The 18,871-nt window shown below is 38.1% G+C and carries 20 protein-coding genes, 2 pseudogenes and 1 riboswitch; of the genes and pseudogenes, 3 read left to right on the top strand and 19 right to left on the bottom strand.

Annotated elements, in window-relative coordinates; all coding sequences use genetic code 11:
• Positions 1-3: 3 nt before the first annotated feature.
• Together ACFVSW_RS12030 and ACFVSW_RS12025 are read left to right on the top strand one after the other, a co-directional pair.
• Positions 4-765, top strand: coding sequence for an ABC transporter ATP-binding protein (locus ACFVSW_RS12030; RefSeq protein WP_387316126.1), 762 nt, complete (start codon positions 4-6; stop codon positions 763-765).
• Positions 755-2,701, top strand: coding sequence for an FtsX-like permease family protein (locus ACFVSW_RS12025; RefSeq protein ID WP_387316124.1), 1,947 nt, complete (start codon positions 755-757; stop codon positions 2,699-2,701). The genes ACFVSW_RS12030 and ACFVSW_RS12025 overlap by 11 nt, the downstream gene beginning before the upstream one ends.
• Before the next feature lie 678 nt (positions 2,702-3,379).
• On the opposite strand, the gene ACFVSW_RS12020 is transcribed toward ACFVSW_RS12025, so the two are convergent.
• The 19 genes and pseudogenes from ACFVSW_RS12020 to ACFVSW_RS11930 all read right to left on the bottom strand — a co-directional run bounded on the left by ACFVSW_RS12020 (position 3,380) and on the right by ACFVSW_RS11930 (position 16,722).
• Positions 3,380-4,006 carry a queuosine precursor transporter gene (locus ACFVSW_RS12020; protein WP_387316122.1) on the bottom strand — a complete coding sequence of 209 codons (627 nt, stop codon included), beginning with the start codon at positions 4,004-4,006 and terminating at the stop codon, positions 3,380-3,382.
• A 16-nt stretch (positions 4,007-4,022) separates the two neighbouring features.
• A complete protein-coding gene (gene queF, locus ACFVSW_RS12015) occupies positions 4,023-4,523 on the bottom strand; it encodes a preQ(1) synthase (RefSeq protein ID WP_387316120.1) in 501 nt (166 codons plus the stop codon).
• A gap of 126 nt (positions 4,524-4,649) precedes the next feature.
• Positions 4,650-4,696: riboswitch (PreQ1 riboswitch) on the bottom strand.
• A gap of 121 nt (positions 4,697-4,817) precedes the next feature.
• A complete protein-coding gene (gene glpK / locus ACFVSW_RS12010; protein ID WP_387316118.1) occupies positions 4,818-6,308 on the bottom strand; it encodes a glycerol kinase GlpK in 1,491 nt (496 codons plus the stop codon).
• Between the two features lie 27 nt (positions 6,309-6,335).
• Positions 6,336-7,015: pseudogene (locus ACFVSW_RS12005) on the bottom strand (MIP/aquaporin family protein); the annotation flags it as partial.
• 152 nt (positions 7,016-7,167) lie between these two features.
• Positions 7,168-7,443 (bottom strand): iron-sulfur cluster assembly accessory protein, encoded by a 276-nt coding sequence (locus tag ACFVSW_RS12000; RefSeq protein ID WP_387316117.1) that lies wholly within the window; start codon positions 7,441-7,443, stop codon positions 7,168-7,170.
• Positions 7,444-7,464: 21 nt separating this feature from the next.
• Positions 7,465-7,893, bottom strand: a complete 429-nt coding sequence (locus ACFVSW_RS11995; protein WP_387316115.1) for a protein-tyrosine phosphatase family protein — start codon at positions 7,891-7,893, stop codon at positions 7,465-7,467.
• Positions 7,894-7,913: 20 nt separating this feature from the next.
• Positions 7,914-8,866, bottom strand: a pseudogene (trxB, locus tag ACFVSW_RS11990) (thioredoxin-disulfide reductase).
• Between the two features lie 3 nt (positions 8,867-8,869).
• On the bottom strand, positions 8,870-10,633 hold the full coding sequence (gene arsA / locus ACFVSW_RS11985; protein ID WP_387316112.1) for an arsenical pump-driving ATPase: 1,764 nt from the start codon (positions 10,631-10,633) through the stop codon (positions 8,870-8,872).
• 23 nt (positions 10,634-10,656) lie between these two features.
• A complete protein-coding gene (arsD, locus tag ACFVSW_RS11980) occupies positions 10,657-11,019 on the bottom strand; it encodes an arsenite efflux transporter metallochaperone ArsD (protein WP_387316110.1) in 363 nt (120 codons plus the stop codon).
• A gap of 91 nt (positions 11,020-11,110) precedes the next feature.
• Positions 11,111-11,530, bottom strand: a complete 420-nt coding sequence (gene arsC, locus ACFVSW_RS11975; protein ID WP_387316109.1) for an arsenate reductase (thioredoxin) — start codon at positions 11,528-11,530, stop codon at positions 11,111-11,113.
• Entirely contained in the window at positions 11,523-12,185 is a 663-nt protein-coding gene (locus ACFVSW_RS11970) for an MIP/aquaporin family protein (protein WP_387316107.1), read from the bottom strand. The genes arsC and ACFVSW_RS11970 overlap by 8 nt, the downstream gene beginning before the upstream one ends.
• Before the next feature lie 91 nt (positions 12,186-12,276).
• The gene (locus ACFVSW_RS11965; RefSeq protein ID WP_387316452.1) at positions 12,277-12,555 is read right to left on the bottom strand and encodes an ArsR/SmtB family transcription factor; all 279 of its coding nucleotides are present in this window, start codon (positions 12,553-12,555) and stop codon (positions 12,277-12,279) included.
• 224 nt (positions 12,556-12,779) lie between these two features.
• A complete protein-coding gene (locus ACFVSW_RS11960; RefSeq protein ID WP_387316105.1) occupies positions 12,780-13,271 on the bottom strand; it encodes an ArsI/CadI family heavy metal resistance metalloenzyme in 492 nt (163 codons plus the stop codon).
• Positions 13,272-13,319: 48 nt separating this feature from the next.
• Positions 13,320-13,445, bottom strand: coding sequence for a hypothetical protein (locus tag ACFVSW_RS11955; protein ID WP_387316103.1), 126 nt, complete (start codon positions 13,443-13,445; stop codon positions 13,320-13,322).
• Between the two features lie 15 nt (positions 13,446-13,460).
• Complete coding sequence (locus ACFVSW_RS11950) at positions 13,461-14,327, bottom strand: permease (RefSeq protein ID WP_387316100.1); 867 nt, start codon at positions 14,325-14,327, stop codon at positions 13,461-13,463.
• A gap of 58 nt (positions 14,328-14,385) precedes the next feature.
• Positions 14,386-15,450, bottom strand: a complete 1,065-nt coding sequence (locus tag ACFVSW_RS11945; RefSeq protein ID WP_387316098.1) for a flavin-containing monooxygenase — start codon at positions 15,448-15,450, stop codon at positions 14,386-14,388.
• Between the two features lie 49 nt (positions 15,451-15,499).
• Entirely contained in the window at positions 15,500-15,949 is a 450-nt protein-coding gene (locus tag ACFVSW_RS11940; RefSeq protein ID WP_387316096.1) for a MarR family winged helix-turn-helix transcriptional regulator, read from the bottom strand.
• 131 nt (positions 15,950-16,080) lie between these two features.
• Positions 16,081-16,206, bottom strand: coding sequence for a hypothetical protein (locus ACFVSW_RS11935; protein WP_387316094.1), 126 nt, complete (start codon positions 16,204-16,206; stop codon positions 16,081-16,083).
• Between the two features lie 15 nt (positions 16,207-16,221).
• Entirely contained in the window at positions 16,222-16,722 is a 501-nt protein-coding gene (locus tag ACFVSW_RS11930; RefSeq protein ID WP_387316092.1) for an arsinothricin resistance N-acetyltransferase ArsN1 family A, read from the bottom strand.
• A 615-nt stretch (positions 16,723-17,337) separates the two neighbouring features.
• On the opposite strand from ACFVSW_RS11930, the gene ACFVSW_RS11925 reads away from it, so the two are divergent.
• Positions 17,338-18,783, top strand: coding sequence for a DEAD/DEAH box helicase (locus ACFVSW_RS11925; protein ID WP_387316091.1), 1,446 nt, complete (start codon positions 17,338-17,340; stop codon positions 18,781-18,783).
• Positions 18,784-18,871: the final 88 nt, after the last annotated feature.

Here is an 18,871-nt window from a genome sequence, read left to right as displayed (position 1 = left end):
GGTATGAAGATATTAGAAGCCAATAAAATTCATAAAAGCTATGGCAATAAATTTAATAAGCAAGAAGTATTAAAGGGGATTGATATTAACGTTGAAAAAGGAGAATTCGTGAGCATCATGGGTGCCTCAGGATCCGGAAAGACCACGCTGCTTAACGTACTTTCCTCCATTGATAAAGTGAGCGGCGGCACGATTAACATCGAAGGAAAAGAAATGACTGCGATGAAGGAGCGTCAGCTCGCTGAATTCCGCAAGCATCATTTAGGGTTTATTTTTCAAGATTATAACTTACTCGATACCTTAACAGTCAAAGAAAATATCCTCTTGCCGTTATCGATTTCGAAAATTTCAAAAAGAGCAGCGAATGAAATGTTTCATGTGGTGGCAGCGGAACTAGGTATTTTAGACATCAAGGATAAATATCCGAATGAAATTTCCGGCGGTCAAAAACAGCGTACTTCTGCTGCAAGGGCGTTTATTCATGAACCAAGCATTATCTTCGCTGACGAGCCAACCGGTGCCCTTGATTCAAAATCCGCCTCCGATTTGCTAAACAAATTAAGCGAAATGAATCAGAACCGTAAAGCAACGATTGTCATGGTGACCCATGACACTACGGCGGCAAGCTTCAGCAGCAGAGTCATTTTCATCAAAGATGGTCAGATTTACACGCAATTAAATAAAGGCGAACAATCCAGACAGACGTTCTTTAAAGACATCATGAAAACGCAAGGTGTATTAGGCGGTGTACCAAATGAGCGTTAATCAACTCATTTTTCGTAATTTGAAAAAGAATTTAAAAAATTATTATCTCTATGTGTTTGCGCTGATTTTTAGTGTGGCCCTTTATTTCGCCTTTGTCACCCTGCAATATGACCCGGCGATGAATGATACAAAAGACACCATGAAGGGCGCCGCTGCGATAAAAGCAGCTTCCGTTTTACTTGTCGCGATTGTTTCGATCTTTCTGTTATATGCCAATAACATCTTTATTAAACGCCGCAGCAAGGAAATTGGGCTATTTCAATTAATCGGGATGACCAAAAGCAGGATCTTCAGCATCCTGACTGCTGAAAATTTTATCCTATATTTTGGTTCGTTAGTCATAGGAACCTTTATCGGCTTTTCCGTTTCGCGATTAATTTTGATGATTTTGTTTAAAATCACTGGTGTGGATGCGATTGCTTCCCTGCATTTTTCTTCACAAGCGCTCATTCAAACTGTTGTGGTGTTTTGTGTTATCTACCTGTTTATCATGCTGATGAACTATGTATTTATTAAAAGACAAAGTATTCTCTCTTTATTTAGAGTGGTTTCATCGACCGAAGGAAAAGTAAAAAAGATGTCCATTTTCGAAGTCATCATCGGGATTATTGGTGTGGTTTTGATCATTTCAGGCTACTATATTTCATCGAAACTGTTTAGCGGCGATTTTACAACGGTGACCGGACTTTTTGGGGCGATGATTTTTATTCTGGGGTCTGTCATTATTGGAACTTATCTTTTTTATAAAGGGTCAGTCAGTTTTATCTTTAACCTCATTAGGAAAAAGAAGGATGGTTATTTAAATATTAATCAGGTATTATCACTATCCTCGATTATGTTTCGGATGAAATCGAATGCCTTATTATTAACGATAATTACGACCTTATCGGCCCTAGCCATTGGTTTATTATCCTTGAGTTATATCTCCTACTATTCAGCAGAAAAAATGGCTGAAAAAAATGTCGCAGGCGATTTTTCATTCATAAAAACGGAAAATGCTACTCAATTCAAAAAGGAATTAGCTGCGAATGACATTCCGTTCAATGAAAAGAAAATTGATGTTATTCAGGTGAATGCGAACCTTAAGGGAATTTTGGATATCAATCTGGAAGAAATAATGTTTGATCCGAAAGCTATGACTATACCTGTTATAAGTGATAAGGCTGTAAAAAATATCGATGTGTCTGAGGGGGATACTATTTTTACCGGCTATAATGATTTACTGCAGAAATTTATGAGTCTAAAGGATTCAGGTAACATCGAAATGAAGGGGCAAAACGAAGCAATTCCCCTCAAATACTTAGGTTTAAAAAAGGATTTCGTCATTTCAAGTTACTTTACAAACGGCGGGCAGCCAATCGCCATTGTCGATGAAACGGTATTCGAGCGCTTAAAGAAAGATGTAAATCCTAATATTCAAAAAGAATCGTCGCTGTTTATCGGGATTACGTTAAAAGATGAAGCCAATCTCGAAAAGGCAAATGATCTTTTTAAAGACCTGAATGGCAGCAACGACAGTTTAGGTTCGTCTCGCCTGGACATCAGCAATTCGCAGAAAAATATGATGGGTCTTATCATGTTTATCGTTGGCTTTTTAGGATTAACCTTTCTGATCACATCCGGATGTATTCTTTATTTTAAACAAATGGGTGAAGGCGAAGAGGAAAAACCGAATTATACAATCCTGAGAAAACTAGGTTTTACTCAAGGCGATCTACTAAAAGGGATTCATGCCAAACAAATCTTTAATTTCGGCATACCTTTAGTTGTCGGTCTCTTGCATAGCTATTTCGCCGTTCAATCAGGCTGGTTTTTATTCGGTACCGAGGTGTGGACACCAATGATTATCGTCATGGTCATCTATACTGGATTGTATTCGATCTTCGGATTACTATCCGTCCTCTATTACAAAAAGGTCATTAATGAAGCACTTTAGATTGAGGTAATCACTAACTGATATTTTTTTAGAATTAATGCTCCAGGCGCTAAATAGGCACTGGAGCTTCTTTTATTTATCAAAATAGTATGGATTACCACTCCCTATGGGGTAATCCATGAAATGTTGTGAATTCTAGAATATGTGTAGTAAGTGGCCGAAAATATGGCGGAATTGAAGGAAACTATTTAGGCAGTTACTTGAGTTCGAGCGAATTTCAAGTAAATATCCAGGTAATGTCGTAAATTTTGGAAAATAGGTAGTAAAAGGCGGAAAAGATTTAGTAAGTGGCCAGAAATATGTAATAAGTTACCGAAATTATGGCGTAAAATAGAGGTAAATGCTCAGGAAGTCCTTCATCAATGACTATGAAGGACTAATCTTTACTAGAAATACCTCGATTTGTCCTTCATCAAGGCTATGAAGGACTTTTCCTTACTAGAAATACCTCGATTTGTCCTTCATCAAGGCTATGAAGGACTTTTCCTTACTAGAAAGACCTCGATTTGTCCTTCATCACGGCTATGAAGGACTTTTCCTTACTAGAAATATCTCGATTTGTCCTTCATCAAGGCTATGAAGGACTTTTCCTTACTAGGAAGACCTCGATTTGTCCTTCATCAAGGCTATGAAGGACTTTTCCTTACTAGGAAGACCTCGATTTGTCCTTCATCAAGGCTATGAAGGACTAACCTCCTGTGATTCCTTTCTACGTATGAAATGGACGAGCAAGTAAACTAGCGGTGTGGTTAGGATCGCTGCAAAGAATTTAAAAATGTATTGAGTCAAGATTAGGCTTCCTAGGACAGCTATTGGCATTGTTCCATAGAAGGCAATGGTTATAAAAATGGTAGTATCAATCAATTGGCTTAGCATCGTCGACGCGTTATTGCGTAACCAAAGCTTTTTTTGTCCATGGGCGCTTTTTAATTTATTGAACACAAACACATCCAGGTTTTGACTCACTGCATAGGAAATTAAACTAGCAATTATCACACGAAAACTGCCATTTAAAATCGTTTCGAATGACGATTGTTCTTTAAATACAGGTGCAGCTGGCAGATGAATCGCTATCGTAATAAAGATAAGCGCAAGGATTTGCATAATCAGCCCGGCCTGAACCGTTCTCCGCGCTTCCTTTTTTCCATAAACCTCAACGATTACATCAATAATTGGATACGTAAAAATATAAATAATGACAGCGGCTGGCAATATGGCAAAATTTCCAATGCTAAAAAGCTTAACAGCAACAATGTTGGCCAAAATTAACAGTCCTACAAAAATTCCATTCAAGTAAAATATCATGTCTTGATTCCTTCCCTTATCGATTATCGACTTTTTCTGGATAGAGGTCATGGTTCATCAAACGGAAATTGGCCATCTCCTCGTACTTAGTGCCAGGTTTCCCGTAGTTGCACCATGGGTCAATGGAAATGCCGCCTCTTGGGGTGAATTTTCCCCAAACCTCAATATAGCGTGGATCAAGCAAATTAATTAAATCGTTCATGATGATATTGACACAGTCCTCATGAAAATCACCATGATTCCGAAAGCTGAAAAGATATAGCTTCAAAGACTTGCTCTCGACAATTTTTTGATTTGGAACATACGAAATATACATCGTTGCAAAATCCGGCTGGTGGGTCAGCGGGCAAAGACTTGTAAACTCCGGACAGTTGAATTTCACAAAATAATCACGATTTGGATGCAGATTATCGACTGCCTCCAATACCTCCGGTGCATATTCAAATGAATAGGTGGTACCTTGATTCCCTAATAGTGTTAAATCCTTTAATCCTTCTTCGTGGCTGCGGCCAGACATAAAAAAAACCCCCTAGTAAAATGTGTCCCCACACTTAACCAAGAGAGTATCTTCTGTACATTCTATGCAAACTTTAGGGATAAAAACAAAAAAGCCATGTCCGATATGGACATGGCAACAAGTCATGTATCCATAGTTTTTTATAGAGGGTATCAGCTATGAACCTCTCCCGTTCAAGTACGGGTATTCTCTTCTCTCCTATCATAAAGAACAGCATTTAAAACGTCAACGGAAAAAAAATACACTTATTAGGTGTCAGGCACCATGTGAAAAATTCACATGGTGCCTGACACCCTATTTAAATGCCCTAGCAGCATTCACTGCTTTTTTCCAGCCTGTGTAGAGTGTTTCTCTTTCTTCTTCGGCCATGTCTGGTGTAAATGCTTTGTCCATATTCCATTGTGTGGCAATTTCTTCTTGGCTTTCCCAGTACCCTACGGCTAATCCTGCTAAATATGCAGCTCCTAATGCGGTTGTTTCTTTAATTTCTGGACGTTCTACAGGAACATCTAACACATTGCTTTGGAATTGCATTAAGAAGTTATTGGCAACTGCGCCGCCATCCACACGGAGAGCTTTCAGCGAGATACCTGAATCCGCTTCCATGGAAGTCAAGACATCTTTCGTTTGGTAGGCAAGCGATTCTAATGTTGCGCGTACGAAATGTTCTTTCGTTGTCCCGCGAGTTAAGCCAAAGACCGAACCGCGGACATCACTATCCCAATATGGTGTTCCCAGACCAACAAAGGCAGGAACGACATAAACACCTTCTGTTGATGCTACACTTGCTGCATATTTCTCACTTTCTGCGGCGTTATTAAACATGCGAAGCCCGTCACGAAGCCATTGGATGGCAGACCCGGCAACAAAGATACTTCCTTCTAAGGCGTATTCTACCTTTCCGTCAATCCCCCAAGCAATCGTTGTTAACAAGCCATTTTCGGATTTCACTGCTTTTTCACCGGTATTCATCAACATGAAGCAGCCAGTTCCATACGTATTTTTCGCCATCCCTTTTTCATAGCACGCTTGACCAAATAACGCTGCTTGTTGGTCACCCGCTACCCCTGCAATTGGGACATTGCAGCCAAAGAAATGATAGTCAACCGTTTCAGCGTAAACTTCGGATGATTGGCGTACTTCTGGAAGCATGGATGCAGGAACAGTTAGAATCTCTAATAATTCCTCATCCCATTTTAAGTCATGGATATTGTACATCAATGTTCTCGATGCGTTCGAGTAATCGGTTACATGGGCTCTTCCGCCTGAAAGCATCCAAATGAGCCATGTATCAATCGTTCCGAATAACAATTCCCCACGGTCAGACTTTTCTCTTGCACCTTCTACATTATCTAAAATCCATTTCACTTTTGTTCCGGAGAAATAAGCATCGATTAACAGCCCTGTTTTATCCCTAAATAATTGGTCATGACCTTGTGCTTTTAATTCTTCACAAATCTCGGCCGTCTGGCGGGATTGCCAGACAATCGCATGATAAACCGGCTGTCCTGATTCTTTATCCCAGACAACGGCTGTTTCCCGTTGGTTGGTAATCCCAATTCCCGCCACTTGCTCTGGTTTTACATTAACTTCAGCTAAACAGGAAGCTATGACAGCTAGGATTGAACCCCAAATTTCATTGGCATTGTGCTCCACCCAGCCTGGCTTCGGAAAATATTGTTTGAACTCTTGCTGCGCGACGTGAACAATTTCTCCCTTTTTATTAAAAAGAATTGCGCGTGAGCTTGTTGTTCCTTGGTCTAATGATAAGATATATTTTTCCATAAAAGTAATCTCTCCCTTTAATTTAGACTATGCACTAATCTTTTTGACAACTGCCATTTCCTGAGGTTTCTTTCCAATAAAGAAAGCTGCGGTAAGAATGATCACAATGGCTCCAATTACAAACCAAAGATTTACATCTGTCTTCCCTAAAAATACTGTCTTATAGAATAAGCCACCAAGGCTTCCCCCAAGCATTGGTCCTACAACCGGAATCCAGGCATATCCCCAGTTAGAACTTCCTTTTCCCGTAATCGGAAGCAGTGCATGTGCTAATCTTGGACCAAAGTCACGTGCAGGATTGATCGCATAACCTGTTGTTCCCCCTAAGCTCATCCCAATACTAACAATCAGAAAACCAACATCAGCGGATTTAAGCCATCTGTAAATTTATTTGCACCTATTGCTAGAATACCTAAAACAAGAACAAAAGTACTAATCATTTCACTAATTAAGTTTGCCATTGTGTATGGAATCGCAGGACCTGTTGCAAATGTTCCTAATTTTGCCCCTGGATCATCTGTTGCTCTCCAATGTGGCAGGTAGTGGAAATAAACAACGGTTGCCCCTATCATAGCACCTAAAACTTGGCCGATGATATAGGTTGGAACTTCTTTCCAAGGTAGATCCCCGATAAATGCCAAGGCAACAGTTAATGCCGGATTAAGATGGGCACCGCTAAATTTACCTACTGCTACTACCAGCCCCCAGTCAAAACTTCTCTCTTCGTCCGATTCTACAACAAAAAACCGATTAGCTATTAACTAAACGGTTTTGTATATTAAGCCTTTTACTAACTGTGTTTTGATTAAAAAAGTTTATCTTAGTTCTTTTAAAGAATAGTATATAGATAGTTTCTGGCTTAACAACAGCTATTTGCACCAATTAAAACTAATCCTGCACCCTCTTGATTTTCTTCTTTATCTAATGTTAATTCATCAGTTCCTGTAATTTGCGAATCGAATGCTACCTTAATTCCGTTAATGGTTTGAATCGTATCTGATTCCTCTGGTGTGTCTAAAGAAATGGCAAATTGTGGTCCGCAGCAACCAGCCACAGAATATAGACGGATTCCTTCTGCTCCCTTTTCATTTAAAAAGCTTTCTAATAGTTGTTTAGCTCCATCAGTTATTTTCATTTTTTGTTCCTCCTAGAGTTCTTATGCATTTGGAAAAATACGTTTTAATGATTCTTTCATCTCTGGTTTTACATTAATTTTAGGTCGTGCGGTTTTAGCAATTTCTTCTGCCTCTTGAATTGTACATGCTTTTCCTAGAGCCAATAGTGTACCAATCGCAACAGTTCCTGTACGGTTGCTTCCTCCTTGGCAGTGAAAGTAAACATTCTCTCCTTTATTATAGGCATTCACAACATGATCAATGGATTTCTTAATAAATTCATCTTGATGTTTTGCATCATCAACAATAGGGCTGTGGACACGATTATAAATAGGACCCTCTTTTGGAGATTCTGCTCTTAAATCAAAAATGACATCTACTTTTTCATTTTTCATAAAATCTTCTACATCGTCTGCACCACCGATGAAAATACGGTCTTTCAATAATTCATGATAGTTCTTTGTTGTCATTTTTCATCCTCCTACTACCATTATTTACTCCAATCATGGACTGCATTTCCTTCTAAGTATCTTTCAGCATCTAGGGCAGCCATACATCCAGTACCTGCAGCAGTAATTGCTTGACGGTACTTTTTATCTTGTACATCCCCACAAGCAAAAACCCCAGGAACATTGGTTTCAGTTGTACCAGGTACTACATTTATATATCCGGTTTCATCTGTATTTATTTGACCATTCAAGAAAGAAGTATTGGGTGTATGACCGATTGCAACAAAAATCCCATCGGTTTCAATAATCTCTTCCTCATTAGTTTCATTGTTTTTCACTTTTAAACCTGTAACTCGATTTTCATTAGCAATCACTTCTAGAGGTGTTTTATTAAGTTTCCAAGATATTTTTGAATTCCCTCTCGCACGATCCTGCATAATTTTTGAAGCACGAAGCTCATTTCTTCTATGGACAATAATCACTTCACTTGCAAATTTCGTTAAGAAATTTGCTTCTTCCATAGCAGAATCGCCTCCGCCAACTATGACAACTTTTTTTCCTCTGAAAAAAATCCATCAAATGTGGCACAGGTACTAACACCTCGGCCTATGTTTTCTTTTTCTCCCGTTATATTCAGAAGCTTCGCTGAAGCACCTGTTGAGAGGATAAGAGATTCAGTCTCAATTTCACCTAAACCGTTAACATCTAAACGAAATGGTTTCTTTGATGAATCTACGCTTGTTACCCAACCTCTTTTAAATTCAGCACCAAAACGTTCTGCTTATTTTCTCATGTTATCCATTAATTCTGGACCCATAATTCCGTCGGTAAAACCAGGGAAATTTTCAACCTCTGTTGTAAGTGTCAACTGTCCACCTGGTTGGTTTCCTTCGATTACAACTGGTTTCATATTTGCTCGTGCCAGATAAATAGCAGCTGTTAACCCTGCTGGACCGGTTCCTAAAATCACAACTTTTTCTACTAATTCCCCCACTGATTAATGAATATAATCTTTTACCTTGTCGTACCCAACCTTTTCTTCCGGTAACCAGGGAATAATGGCACACTTCTCAGCCTTGTTTTCATTTACTTCTCGAATCCATTCCCATTCTGATGAAGCTTTTCCTTTTAAGATAGGATCGTTTGTATTTGTAGCTGATAAACTTTGATTAATAACCCACCATTTTGGGTCTATACTTGCTCGCCTTAAATCATCTTGTAATCTCGATGCTTCTAAAACAGGTGTAGCTTCTGCAAGTGTGACAATCACCACGGATGTTTCTTTTGGATTACGAATTTGTGGCAAAAGTTTTTTCGCGCTTTCCGGAACTTCTCCTGTTGACCTTTCAATTTCTTTACTATATGACTCTGAAGCATCTAATAACAGTAACGTATGCCCTGTCGGTGCTGTATCAATGACCACAATTTCATTTTCTGATTTAGCAACAACTTCTGCAAAAGCCTGAAAAACGGCAATTTCTTCTGTACACGGTGATTCTAAATCCTCTTTCAAGTAAGCAAGACCAGCTTCGTCCAAGTCCTTACTAACCTTAGAAAGTACTTCAGCCTTATACTTTTCAACTTCTACTTTCGGATTAATGCTGCTAATCGTTAAATTATGATCGAGGTGACCATTTTGGAATTGATATTCCAAGTGTGCTGCAGGATCTGTTGTGGTTAAATGGACCCGATGCCCTTTTTCAACCAAGCCAACTGCAATAGCCGATGCAACAGTTGTTTTTCCTACGCCACCTTTTCCCATCGTGAAAATCAACTTTGTACCATTAGCTGAAAAGTTATCAATAACAGTTTTTAGCCCTGGAAGATTTACAGATGGATTTGCTATATCTAAAGTTGTTGAAACTTCGTATGGTTTAAATAGATTTCGAAGATTTTCTATACCTGTTAAAGAATATGGAACATACGGTAACGAGTACGTAATGGTCTCTTTTAAATTGCTTGGCATTTGCTTTAATGCATCTCTTTGTCGATGATAAAATGCAGATGAAATTTCATCGTTTTCATTGTGATATTGAAGAAGGCCATTTACAATAAGCATTTGGTTTTTTATCCCTATCTCTTTTAGCTCCTTAGAGGCTCGGTCTGCTTCTAAAAGGGCTGAAATATCCGGTCTTGTTACTAATATTAGTGTCGTTTTAGATGGGTCAGAAAGTGCCGATACTGCACTTGAATAAAGATCCTTTTTATCTGCTAATCCCGATAAAGGTCCTAAACAGGATGCACCATGCATACTTTCTTCTAAAAATCCATTCCAAGCAGTAGGAAGCTGCAATAGCCGTAACGTGTGACCTGTTGGGGCCGTATCAAAAATAATATGGTCATAAAGATTCACGATTTCACTATTGGTAAGAAAACCAGTAAATTCATCGAATGCTGCAATTTCTACTGTGCAAGCACCTGATAATTGCTCTTCCATTGTTGCAACAACTGCTTCTGGAAATACTCCGCGATAAGGACCAACAACACTTTCACGATAAGCTTTAGCTGAGCTTTCAGGATCAATATTACTCGCAAATAAATTTTCAACAGCTGGAACTGCTTTTGGTGTGCTGGTTAATTCGATTCCAAAAACATCTTGTAGGTTGGAAGCAGGATCTGTACTAATCAATAAGACTTTTTTTCCACTGTCTGCTAATGCGACTGCTGTAGCACATGCTGTTGATGTTTTTCCCACTCCACCTTTTCCAGTTAAAAATATAAATTGAGTCTGAACATAATTTGGACTGAATAATGGATACATAATTCTTCCTTCTTCCAAAATTGTTATAGTTGGTTTAAATTGATAGAAAGTCGTACTTTTGGTTTTTCATTTAGCTCCTTTTCCATTACTTCAAACCATGCTGCGAATTCTTCATTGGTTGGATAACTCCCCACTTTAACGCACTTGTCATTGACTAAAACAACTGGTAAGGCATCGGGACCCTTTTCCTTAAATACACGAATTATTTCATCGTTTTCAGCGAATTTATCAGGATTTGATGTTAATTGGTATCGTTTAATATTAAAGCCTTTTTTCTCTAACGAATAAACAGCAGAGGCCACTCTCGTTAACTCTGGATCGACACTTGGACCGCAAACCCCTGTTGAGCAACACATCGCAGGGTCAAAAATCTCAACCTTATTCATGTTAATACCTCCAATATATTATTAAATAAGCATTTGCTTATTTATTTCTTTAAAGAATAACCAAAAGAATGACTCTTGGTTATTGGTTGTATTATTCTCCTGTTTCACTATAACGTTTGATTCTATCTCCAATTTCATCACGGACACGCTGAAAGAATGCCCATTTTTCCTCATCTGTTCCTTGTGCTTTTGCTGGGTCATCAAATCCCCAATGCACTCTTTTTACTTTTGGCGGGGTAATTGGGCATTTGTCAGCAGCGTCACCACATAGTGTTACAACTAAATCTGCATTGTTTAAATATACAGGATCAATAATATCAGAAGTATGATTTGAAATATCAATTCCAGCTTCTTTCATCGCCTTTACTGCATTGGGGTTCAACCCGTGCGCTTCAATACCAGCACTGCGTACTTCCCACTCATTACCTAAATAATTCTTTGCCCAACCTTCTGCCATTTGGCTTCGACATGAGTTTCCAGTACATAAAAAGTAAAGTGTTTTTTTAGACATGTTGCTCGCTCCTTTTTGTATCTTCTAGTAATTTATAAATGATTGCTGCGCACATGGCTCCCAAAATAGTTGCGATAATATACACCCATAAATGTTGAAGTGTTCCTGATACGATCGCTGGACCAATCGATCTTGCTGGATTCATCGAGGCACCACTAATCGGTCCACCAAACATCGCTTCTAATCCCACTGTTGCACCAATTGCTATTCCTGCAAAGGATTTTGAAGCTTTACCATGAACAGCTGCTCCAAAAATAACAAACATTAAGAAAAATGTAAGGATGAACTCTAAAACAAAAGATTGTGCCCATGTACCATTTGGCAGCGTAGCACCTAAAGACGCCACATTTCCAAATAAAGAAAATAAGGTGAGGCTAGCTGCAATCCCTGCAATGATTTGTGTAACAATATAATACACGGCTTCCTTTTTAGTTATATCCTTATGAATTAAAAATCCTATGGTAACTGCAGGATTAAAATGTGCACCTGAGATGTGTCCAAACGTGTAAATTAATGCCATCACGACCAATCCAAATGTAGTCGCAACACCCACATGTGTTAAACTTTTCGTCATAGTATCTATTACTACTGCACCTGTCCCAGCAAAAACAAGGAAATAGGTTCCCAAAAATTCACTGATGATCTTTTCTTTCATTGTTTTAATCCCCTTGATGATGAAAATTCTTGACGCAAAACAGGATCTGCTTATACCTCGCACGTCTTGACTAAAAAAGTATTACAAGCGTTTAACAGTCGCAACGTATGAATGAAATCTCATCCAAATGGTCAATAATGGTCTGAATATACGGTTGTTGCCTTTCATTTAATCGATAATGCTTCCATGTTCCTGCTGGTCTTTCGACAATAATTCCAGCTTCTTTTAACTTTTTCAATTGTTGACTGACAGCAGGTTGGGAAATATTTAAAACATCAACAAAATCACAAGCACATACTTCCCCTTTTTTAAGACAGGCTAACAGCTTTAAACGATTTGGATCACTTACAGCTTTTAACTGTTTCGCCATCAATTCAATATTCTTCAAAAAAGATTTCCTCCTTTTTATATAATGATTTACTTATATAATATTCCGCTTATGTATTAAATGCAAGTTGTATTTTATTAATTTTTTGTAAAACATTAAAAGATTATTTAACACTTAGGAAATGATTTTTTTATCTTTTTTCAAACTAAAAAGGCCATCTTACAAAGAAAAGATGGCCTTAAGGGGAAACATGAAATCTTAGAGCGTCACTTTGAGGAGTCTACAACAAGTTCTACTTTTTGCACATTTGGTGTACAACATGAAGCATTCATTTGTTCATCTTTTTGTTCAACTGCAGATTTACAACAATCTGTGTCTTTGTTTTGCATATCTTTTACATCCGTTTTTGTATAGAAAAATTCCCACTCATTCCCGTTCGGATCAGTTACCCAAAATTTATCTTGGGTTGCATAACAACAAGTTACATCCATTTCTTCACGGGCAAAAAAGCCTAACTTTTCTAAGCGTTCTTTATGTTGAAGAACTTCCTTTAAACTGTTTACTTGAAAGCCAAAATGGCCAACTTGATTCCCAGATACCTGATCTTTTAAATTTAGGGTGAAATTTAATCCAGGGTCATCAAGCAAAAACTTCGCATAATCCGATTTTACTTTAACCGGTTCTGCATCAAAGACTTTTTTGTAGAATTCGATGGAATCCTTTAAATTAGTTACATTAACTCCGACATGCATTTTCATTGTAATTCCTCCATATTTGAAATTGTATTAAATTTAACTCGTAACAATCTATTCTTTTTTATTTTCTTTTACTTCTTCAATTTTCACATTACAACAAGAGTTTTTATCTTCTTGGACTTCTTCTATTTTTACATCACAACAAGACTTTCCTTTGCTCTTTATGAACCATGCCATCCTTCCTCACCTCCTTCAAATTAAATAAAAGAGAAACCCTGATATTGAAGCCATTAGAACAACAGATACAATAAATGCTGAAACGAGTCTTTTTTGAAATATTGAGTTTAATAATGCAATTTCAGGTAAACTAGCTCCTGTTGAACCAATCATTAGGGCCATTACTGGTGGGAATGCCATCCCTTTTGCAATAAGTATTTGCGATAATGGAATCATCGTCGATATACGGATATACAACGGAATTCCAATGATCGCTGCTACTGGTACTAACCACCACTTATCGTCACCAAGGTATGTCATAATCCATTCAGTGGGCACTGCTTCATGAATAATTGATCCTATACCTGCTCCGATTAGAAGATATGGGTAAACTGTTTTCATCAAGCTCATGGTTTCTTTTAATGCTCCTTTGAAACTGAATTTAATCTCCTTCTCATTAAAGCCAGTCATTGTCACTTTCTTTACTGCAGATTCAAAGCCCAGTTTTTCTAATAATAATCCAATGATGATGGATAAGATTGAAGTAACGAGAGTATAAACAATCGCAACCTTTACTCCTAACAAGGTTGCCATCAGTGTGATGATAGTTGGGTCTAGGACTGGTGAAGCAAATAGAAATACCATAACGGTGCCAAATCGAACCTTTTTATTTAACAAATTCACTACCACTGGAATAGTGGAGCAAGAACAGAATGGTGTTATAAATGCGAACGCAATTGCTGCTGTGACTCCTATAAATGTGTTCCTTCCAGATAAATATTTGTTGAGCTTTTCATAAGGGATAAACCCTTGAAGTAAACTAACTAGAAAAGAAATTCCTACAAATAGAGCAGTAAGCTCTATTGCAATTGATATAAAATCCTGGAGTATTTTCCCAACCATTATTAAATCCCCTTTAATACTTGTATTTTGCAACTATTAATTAATTTTGTTATTTTATTTACGAATTATCTTTCAAATAACGTACCAACTTTCGAACCACATATTGTGCATCAGATCCGACCCCTCTTAAAGTTGCAGAAGAAAATGACCGTTGACCTTCTAAACCTACATAATAAAGTCCCTGTACTGAGGTACTTACACCACCAACATGAAAAGGGTGCCCATTGGAATCAATGGCTCCTATTTCTTTTAAGTGAGTAATATTGTTTTGATATCCAGTAGCAAAGATGACGGTATCTACCTTCTCATTTCTTCCTTCTGACCAAATCACCCCATCCGAATCAAAAGAAGTAAACATTGGCTGCTGATCCGGGCTTCCTTGTGCAAGTTGTTCCGAATATTGTCCAAGATCGATTACGGAATTTGAACTCGGTGTGGTTTTGCCAAATCTCCAAAAAGGAAATGTATCGAACCCCGTTACTTTAAGCCAAAAGTGAATATCCCTCCCAAGTAGTCTTTGTTTTATCAAATGAACAGGCTGGCGAACTGCTAAAGTTGTCTTACTTACTCCTGCAAGCTCGATAACAATTTGAACAGCAGAGTTCCCACGACCCACAACGACAATCCTCTGATTGACAAAAGCATCTGGCTTCTGGTACTCGGAAGAATGAATGATACCTCCTTTAAATATCTCCTGGCCCCTTATTAAAGGCTTATATGGGCTTTGAAAGGAGCCGGTAGCATTTATAATGGTCTTTGATTGAAACTCCTTCCCAGATTTTGTACGAACTGTAAACTCTTTATTAATTTTCTCAACACTCACAATCTGCTTATCTATCATAACGGGTAGCTCAAAATGTTTTGTATAATCTTTTAAGTAACTAACCACCTCTGATTTAGATGGATATTTATCAGGATTTCCAGGAAATTTCATTCCAGGTAATGACGAAAATCTTGCAGGAGAAAACAATTTAAGACTGTCATAATACTTAGGCCAAGATCCGGCAGCCTGTTCGGTTGCTTCCAAGATTAAAAATCGTAAACCTAGCTTTCGCAAATGATATCCAGTAGCAAGACCAGCTTGCCCTCCACCAATCACAATTGCATCCCATACTTTAGTCATTCGAACTCTCCTTTTTACTTGTATTTCGCAAGTATTAAAAATGGGGATATTACCCCGAAATAGTTCCACAGCATACGTTAGATTTTGCCATTGCATTATTTAACAACTTAATGGAACGAAAGACTGTTTCTTTTTCAAACTCGTTCATATGAGAAAAAACTTCATTTAAAAAAGAATTCATTTGTTCGTCGATCGTCGTTGCAATAAATTTTCCCTCTGTTGTTAGGGATAGGATACTGATTCGTCTATCATCTGGATCTGGTGTTTTTTTGACCAAATTCATTTTCACTAAGGATTGTACCTGACGGCTAAATGTTGTAATATCCGTACCTAAAGTGTCTGCAATTTGCTGCATAGAAGGTTTATGCTGATGGTCAACCTCATAAAGGATATGACTTTGAATGAGGGAAATATCGCAACCGCCTGCACTGCAGCAATTTTTATTTAAAAGACCAAAGCGTCGTGTCATTACTTGAAATAATTCACGAGTATTTTCCAAAATTTATCACCTCTTTCTTATTATACAAAATTATTTGCAAAACGCAACTATCACATCAAATTATTTTTTAAATTTTGATATGCTGTGACAAAACTTTGATACGTCTCCTTTCCGTATATTAGTAAATCGCCTTAAAAAAAATACTGCGTCATAAATTCATTTGCCTTCACAATATCATAGTTCCTTGATAAAATTACAAGTTTGAAGTAAGCTTCAAAATAATCAACAGAGAGAACACTTGAATGATTTACTGTCACAAATCACCACCACCTTTACTTATATTGAACGATTAACTTTTCCATTGCCATAACATCAACGTACTTTCCATCCAGAATACCCTGATTTTTAAATATGCCGACCTCACGATATCCATTCTTGAGATATAAGCCTTGACCAAGCTTATTGAACGGAAATGTAAATAGAACGATTTTATGAAAATCATTTTCTTTTGCTAACCTCTCAATTTCTGATAATAACAAACTCCCAATGCCCTTCCCTCTGTACTCTCTAGCAATGTATATTGATAAATCTGCAACTCCTGCATATGCACAACGGTTATTGTAAATATTTAATGAGGACCAACCTAAAATCTTTCCTTCTTGTTCAGCAACAATAACTTTGAATCGTCCTTTGTGCTGTTCCAACCACTCTTTCATGTACTGAAGATCTTTAGGCTCAGTTTCTAAAGTGGCTATTCTGTCTTCAATTCCTTGGTTGTATATGTTCAGAATGGATTCTAAATCCCTAATGTTTGCTTCCCGAACCATGACCATCTATTTTCCCTCCAACATTACCAACTTCTTCTTGTAAATTAATATACGTCATAAATTTGCAACTTGCAAGTATTTTCTAATATTGGAGTTTGCTTTAGCTTTGGAATACGGTTTGATAAAGTCTATTTTGGAAGCAAACAAAAAGAATCCATTTTGAAAAAAGATTTGATTGGATTCTCCTATCAGTAACGTAAATCAACTATATATATGGAAGACGCATAATTTCTACTACTTTTCCTTGCTTTAAATAATTTGTAAATGTTCATCTGGTCGAAATTCATCAAGATCTAATATTTCTATTGGGTCAATTTGTACTCTATGTACCCCTTTAGCACCAGTAAATGACACTTTTTTAGCCTTATAGATATCAACTAGGTATTGAGTTATTTTCCTATGCTCCATCTTCACTACAAGTACCGTTGCACCCTAATTTCGTGCATAACGGAAGTGGAATATACTGAGCACGATACATGTCATGGATATATATTTTTTAAAAAAATGCCGATGCAACTGGATTCTCCTGTATAATGAATCCTATTCAGCTTCTGCATATGATATTTCTTTAGGAGAAATCCTATAAATGAGTAGGATAATACAAAAAAATGAGGTTAATACATGAGTAAACAAAGTTTTACGGCTTATAATCTAAGCGATGAAATAAACAGAGCGCTTGCGGTGTTAAAATACGATGTTCCCACAGAGGTTCAGCGTGAAGTACTGCCATTAGCACTGGACAATAACGATCTAGTGGTAAAATCACAAACAGGCAGCGGCAAGACGGCATCCTTTGGCATTCCTATTTGTGAAATGGTGGAATGGGAGGAACGGAAGCCACAAGCATTAATTCTTACCCCAACAAGGGAGCTTGCGGTTCAAGTTCGCGAAGATATCACCAATATTGGCAGGTTCAAACGAATTAAAGCGATGGCCGTTTATGGAAAAGAGCCTTTTTCGAAGCAAAAAGAAGAATTGCAGCAAAAAACGCATGTCGTCGTCGGGACCCCTGGACGGGTCATTGACCATATTGAAAGAGGAACGCTCGATTTAACCGAAATTAAGTATCTAATCATCGATGAAGCGGATGAAATGTTGAATATGGGTTTCATCGACGATGTAGAAACGATCATTAAAGAACTTCCTGCAAACAGAGTAACGATGGTTTTTTCTGCGACCTTACCGAAAGATGTCGAAAATCTCTGCCATAAATATATGAAAAACCCTGTAAACATTGAGATTGCCTCGACCGGAATCACGACGGAAACGATTGAACATCTGTTAATCGAAGTGAAAGAGGAGGAAAAGCTGTCACTTCTAAAAGATGTAACCGTCGTTGAAAACCCGGACAGCTGCCTGATTTTTTGCCGTACGAAGGAACACGTCGAAACTGTGTATGCCGAATTGGAAGCAGCCAATTATTCTTGTGAACGACTTCATGGAGGCTTAGAACAACAAGATCGGTTTGCCGTGATGGATGGTTTCAAACTGGGAAATTTCCGATATCTGGTCGCCACTGATGTAGCTGCTCGGGGAATTGATATTGATAATGTCACCCTCGTCATTAATTATGATGTTCCAATGGAAAAAGAGAGCTATGTCCACCGCACAGGACGAACCGGCCGTGCCGGCAATAAAGGAAAAGCAATTACCTTCGCGACACCTTATGAAGGAAAGTTCGTTCGGGCGATTGAAAGGTACATTGGCTTTGAAATCCCTAAAATGGCAGCGCCTAGTCAACAGGAAGTTGCAAGTGGAAAGGATGCTTTCACAGAAAAAATCGGCGGTCGGCGCGTGGTGAAAAATAATAAAACAGCGCGGATCAACCAAGGTATCATGAAACTCCATTTCAGCGGTGGGAAAAAGAAGAAGATTCGCGCAGTTGATTTTGTTGGAACAATTGCAAAGATTCCTGGAGTAACCGCAGAAGATATCGGGATAATAACCATCCTGGACCAAATGTCATATGTTGATATTCTTAATGGTAAGGGCTCGCTCGTCTTACAAGCGATGGAGAATGCAACGATTAAAGGGAAAAAGCTGAAAGTGAGTAAGGCGATTAAATAAACGCCTGAACCACAATCAGGTGCGCAAAGCAAAAAATAGTAAGGGGCACCTTCCGTTAGTGATGGTGTCCCCTTACTTGAATACCCAG

It is taken from the genome of Neobacillus sp. NPDC058068, assembly GCF_042885335.1.
GTDB lineage: Bacteria > Bacillota > Bacilli > Bacillales > Cytobacillaceae > Neobacillus.
Note: the sequence above shows the minus strand (reverse complement) of the source record. Positions and strands in the feature narration are given on the sequence as shown.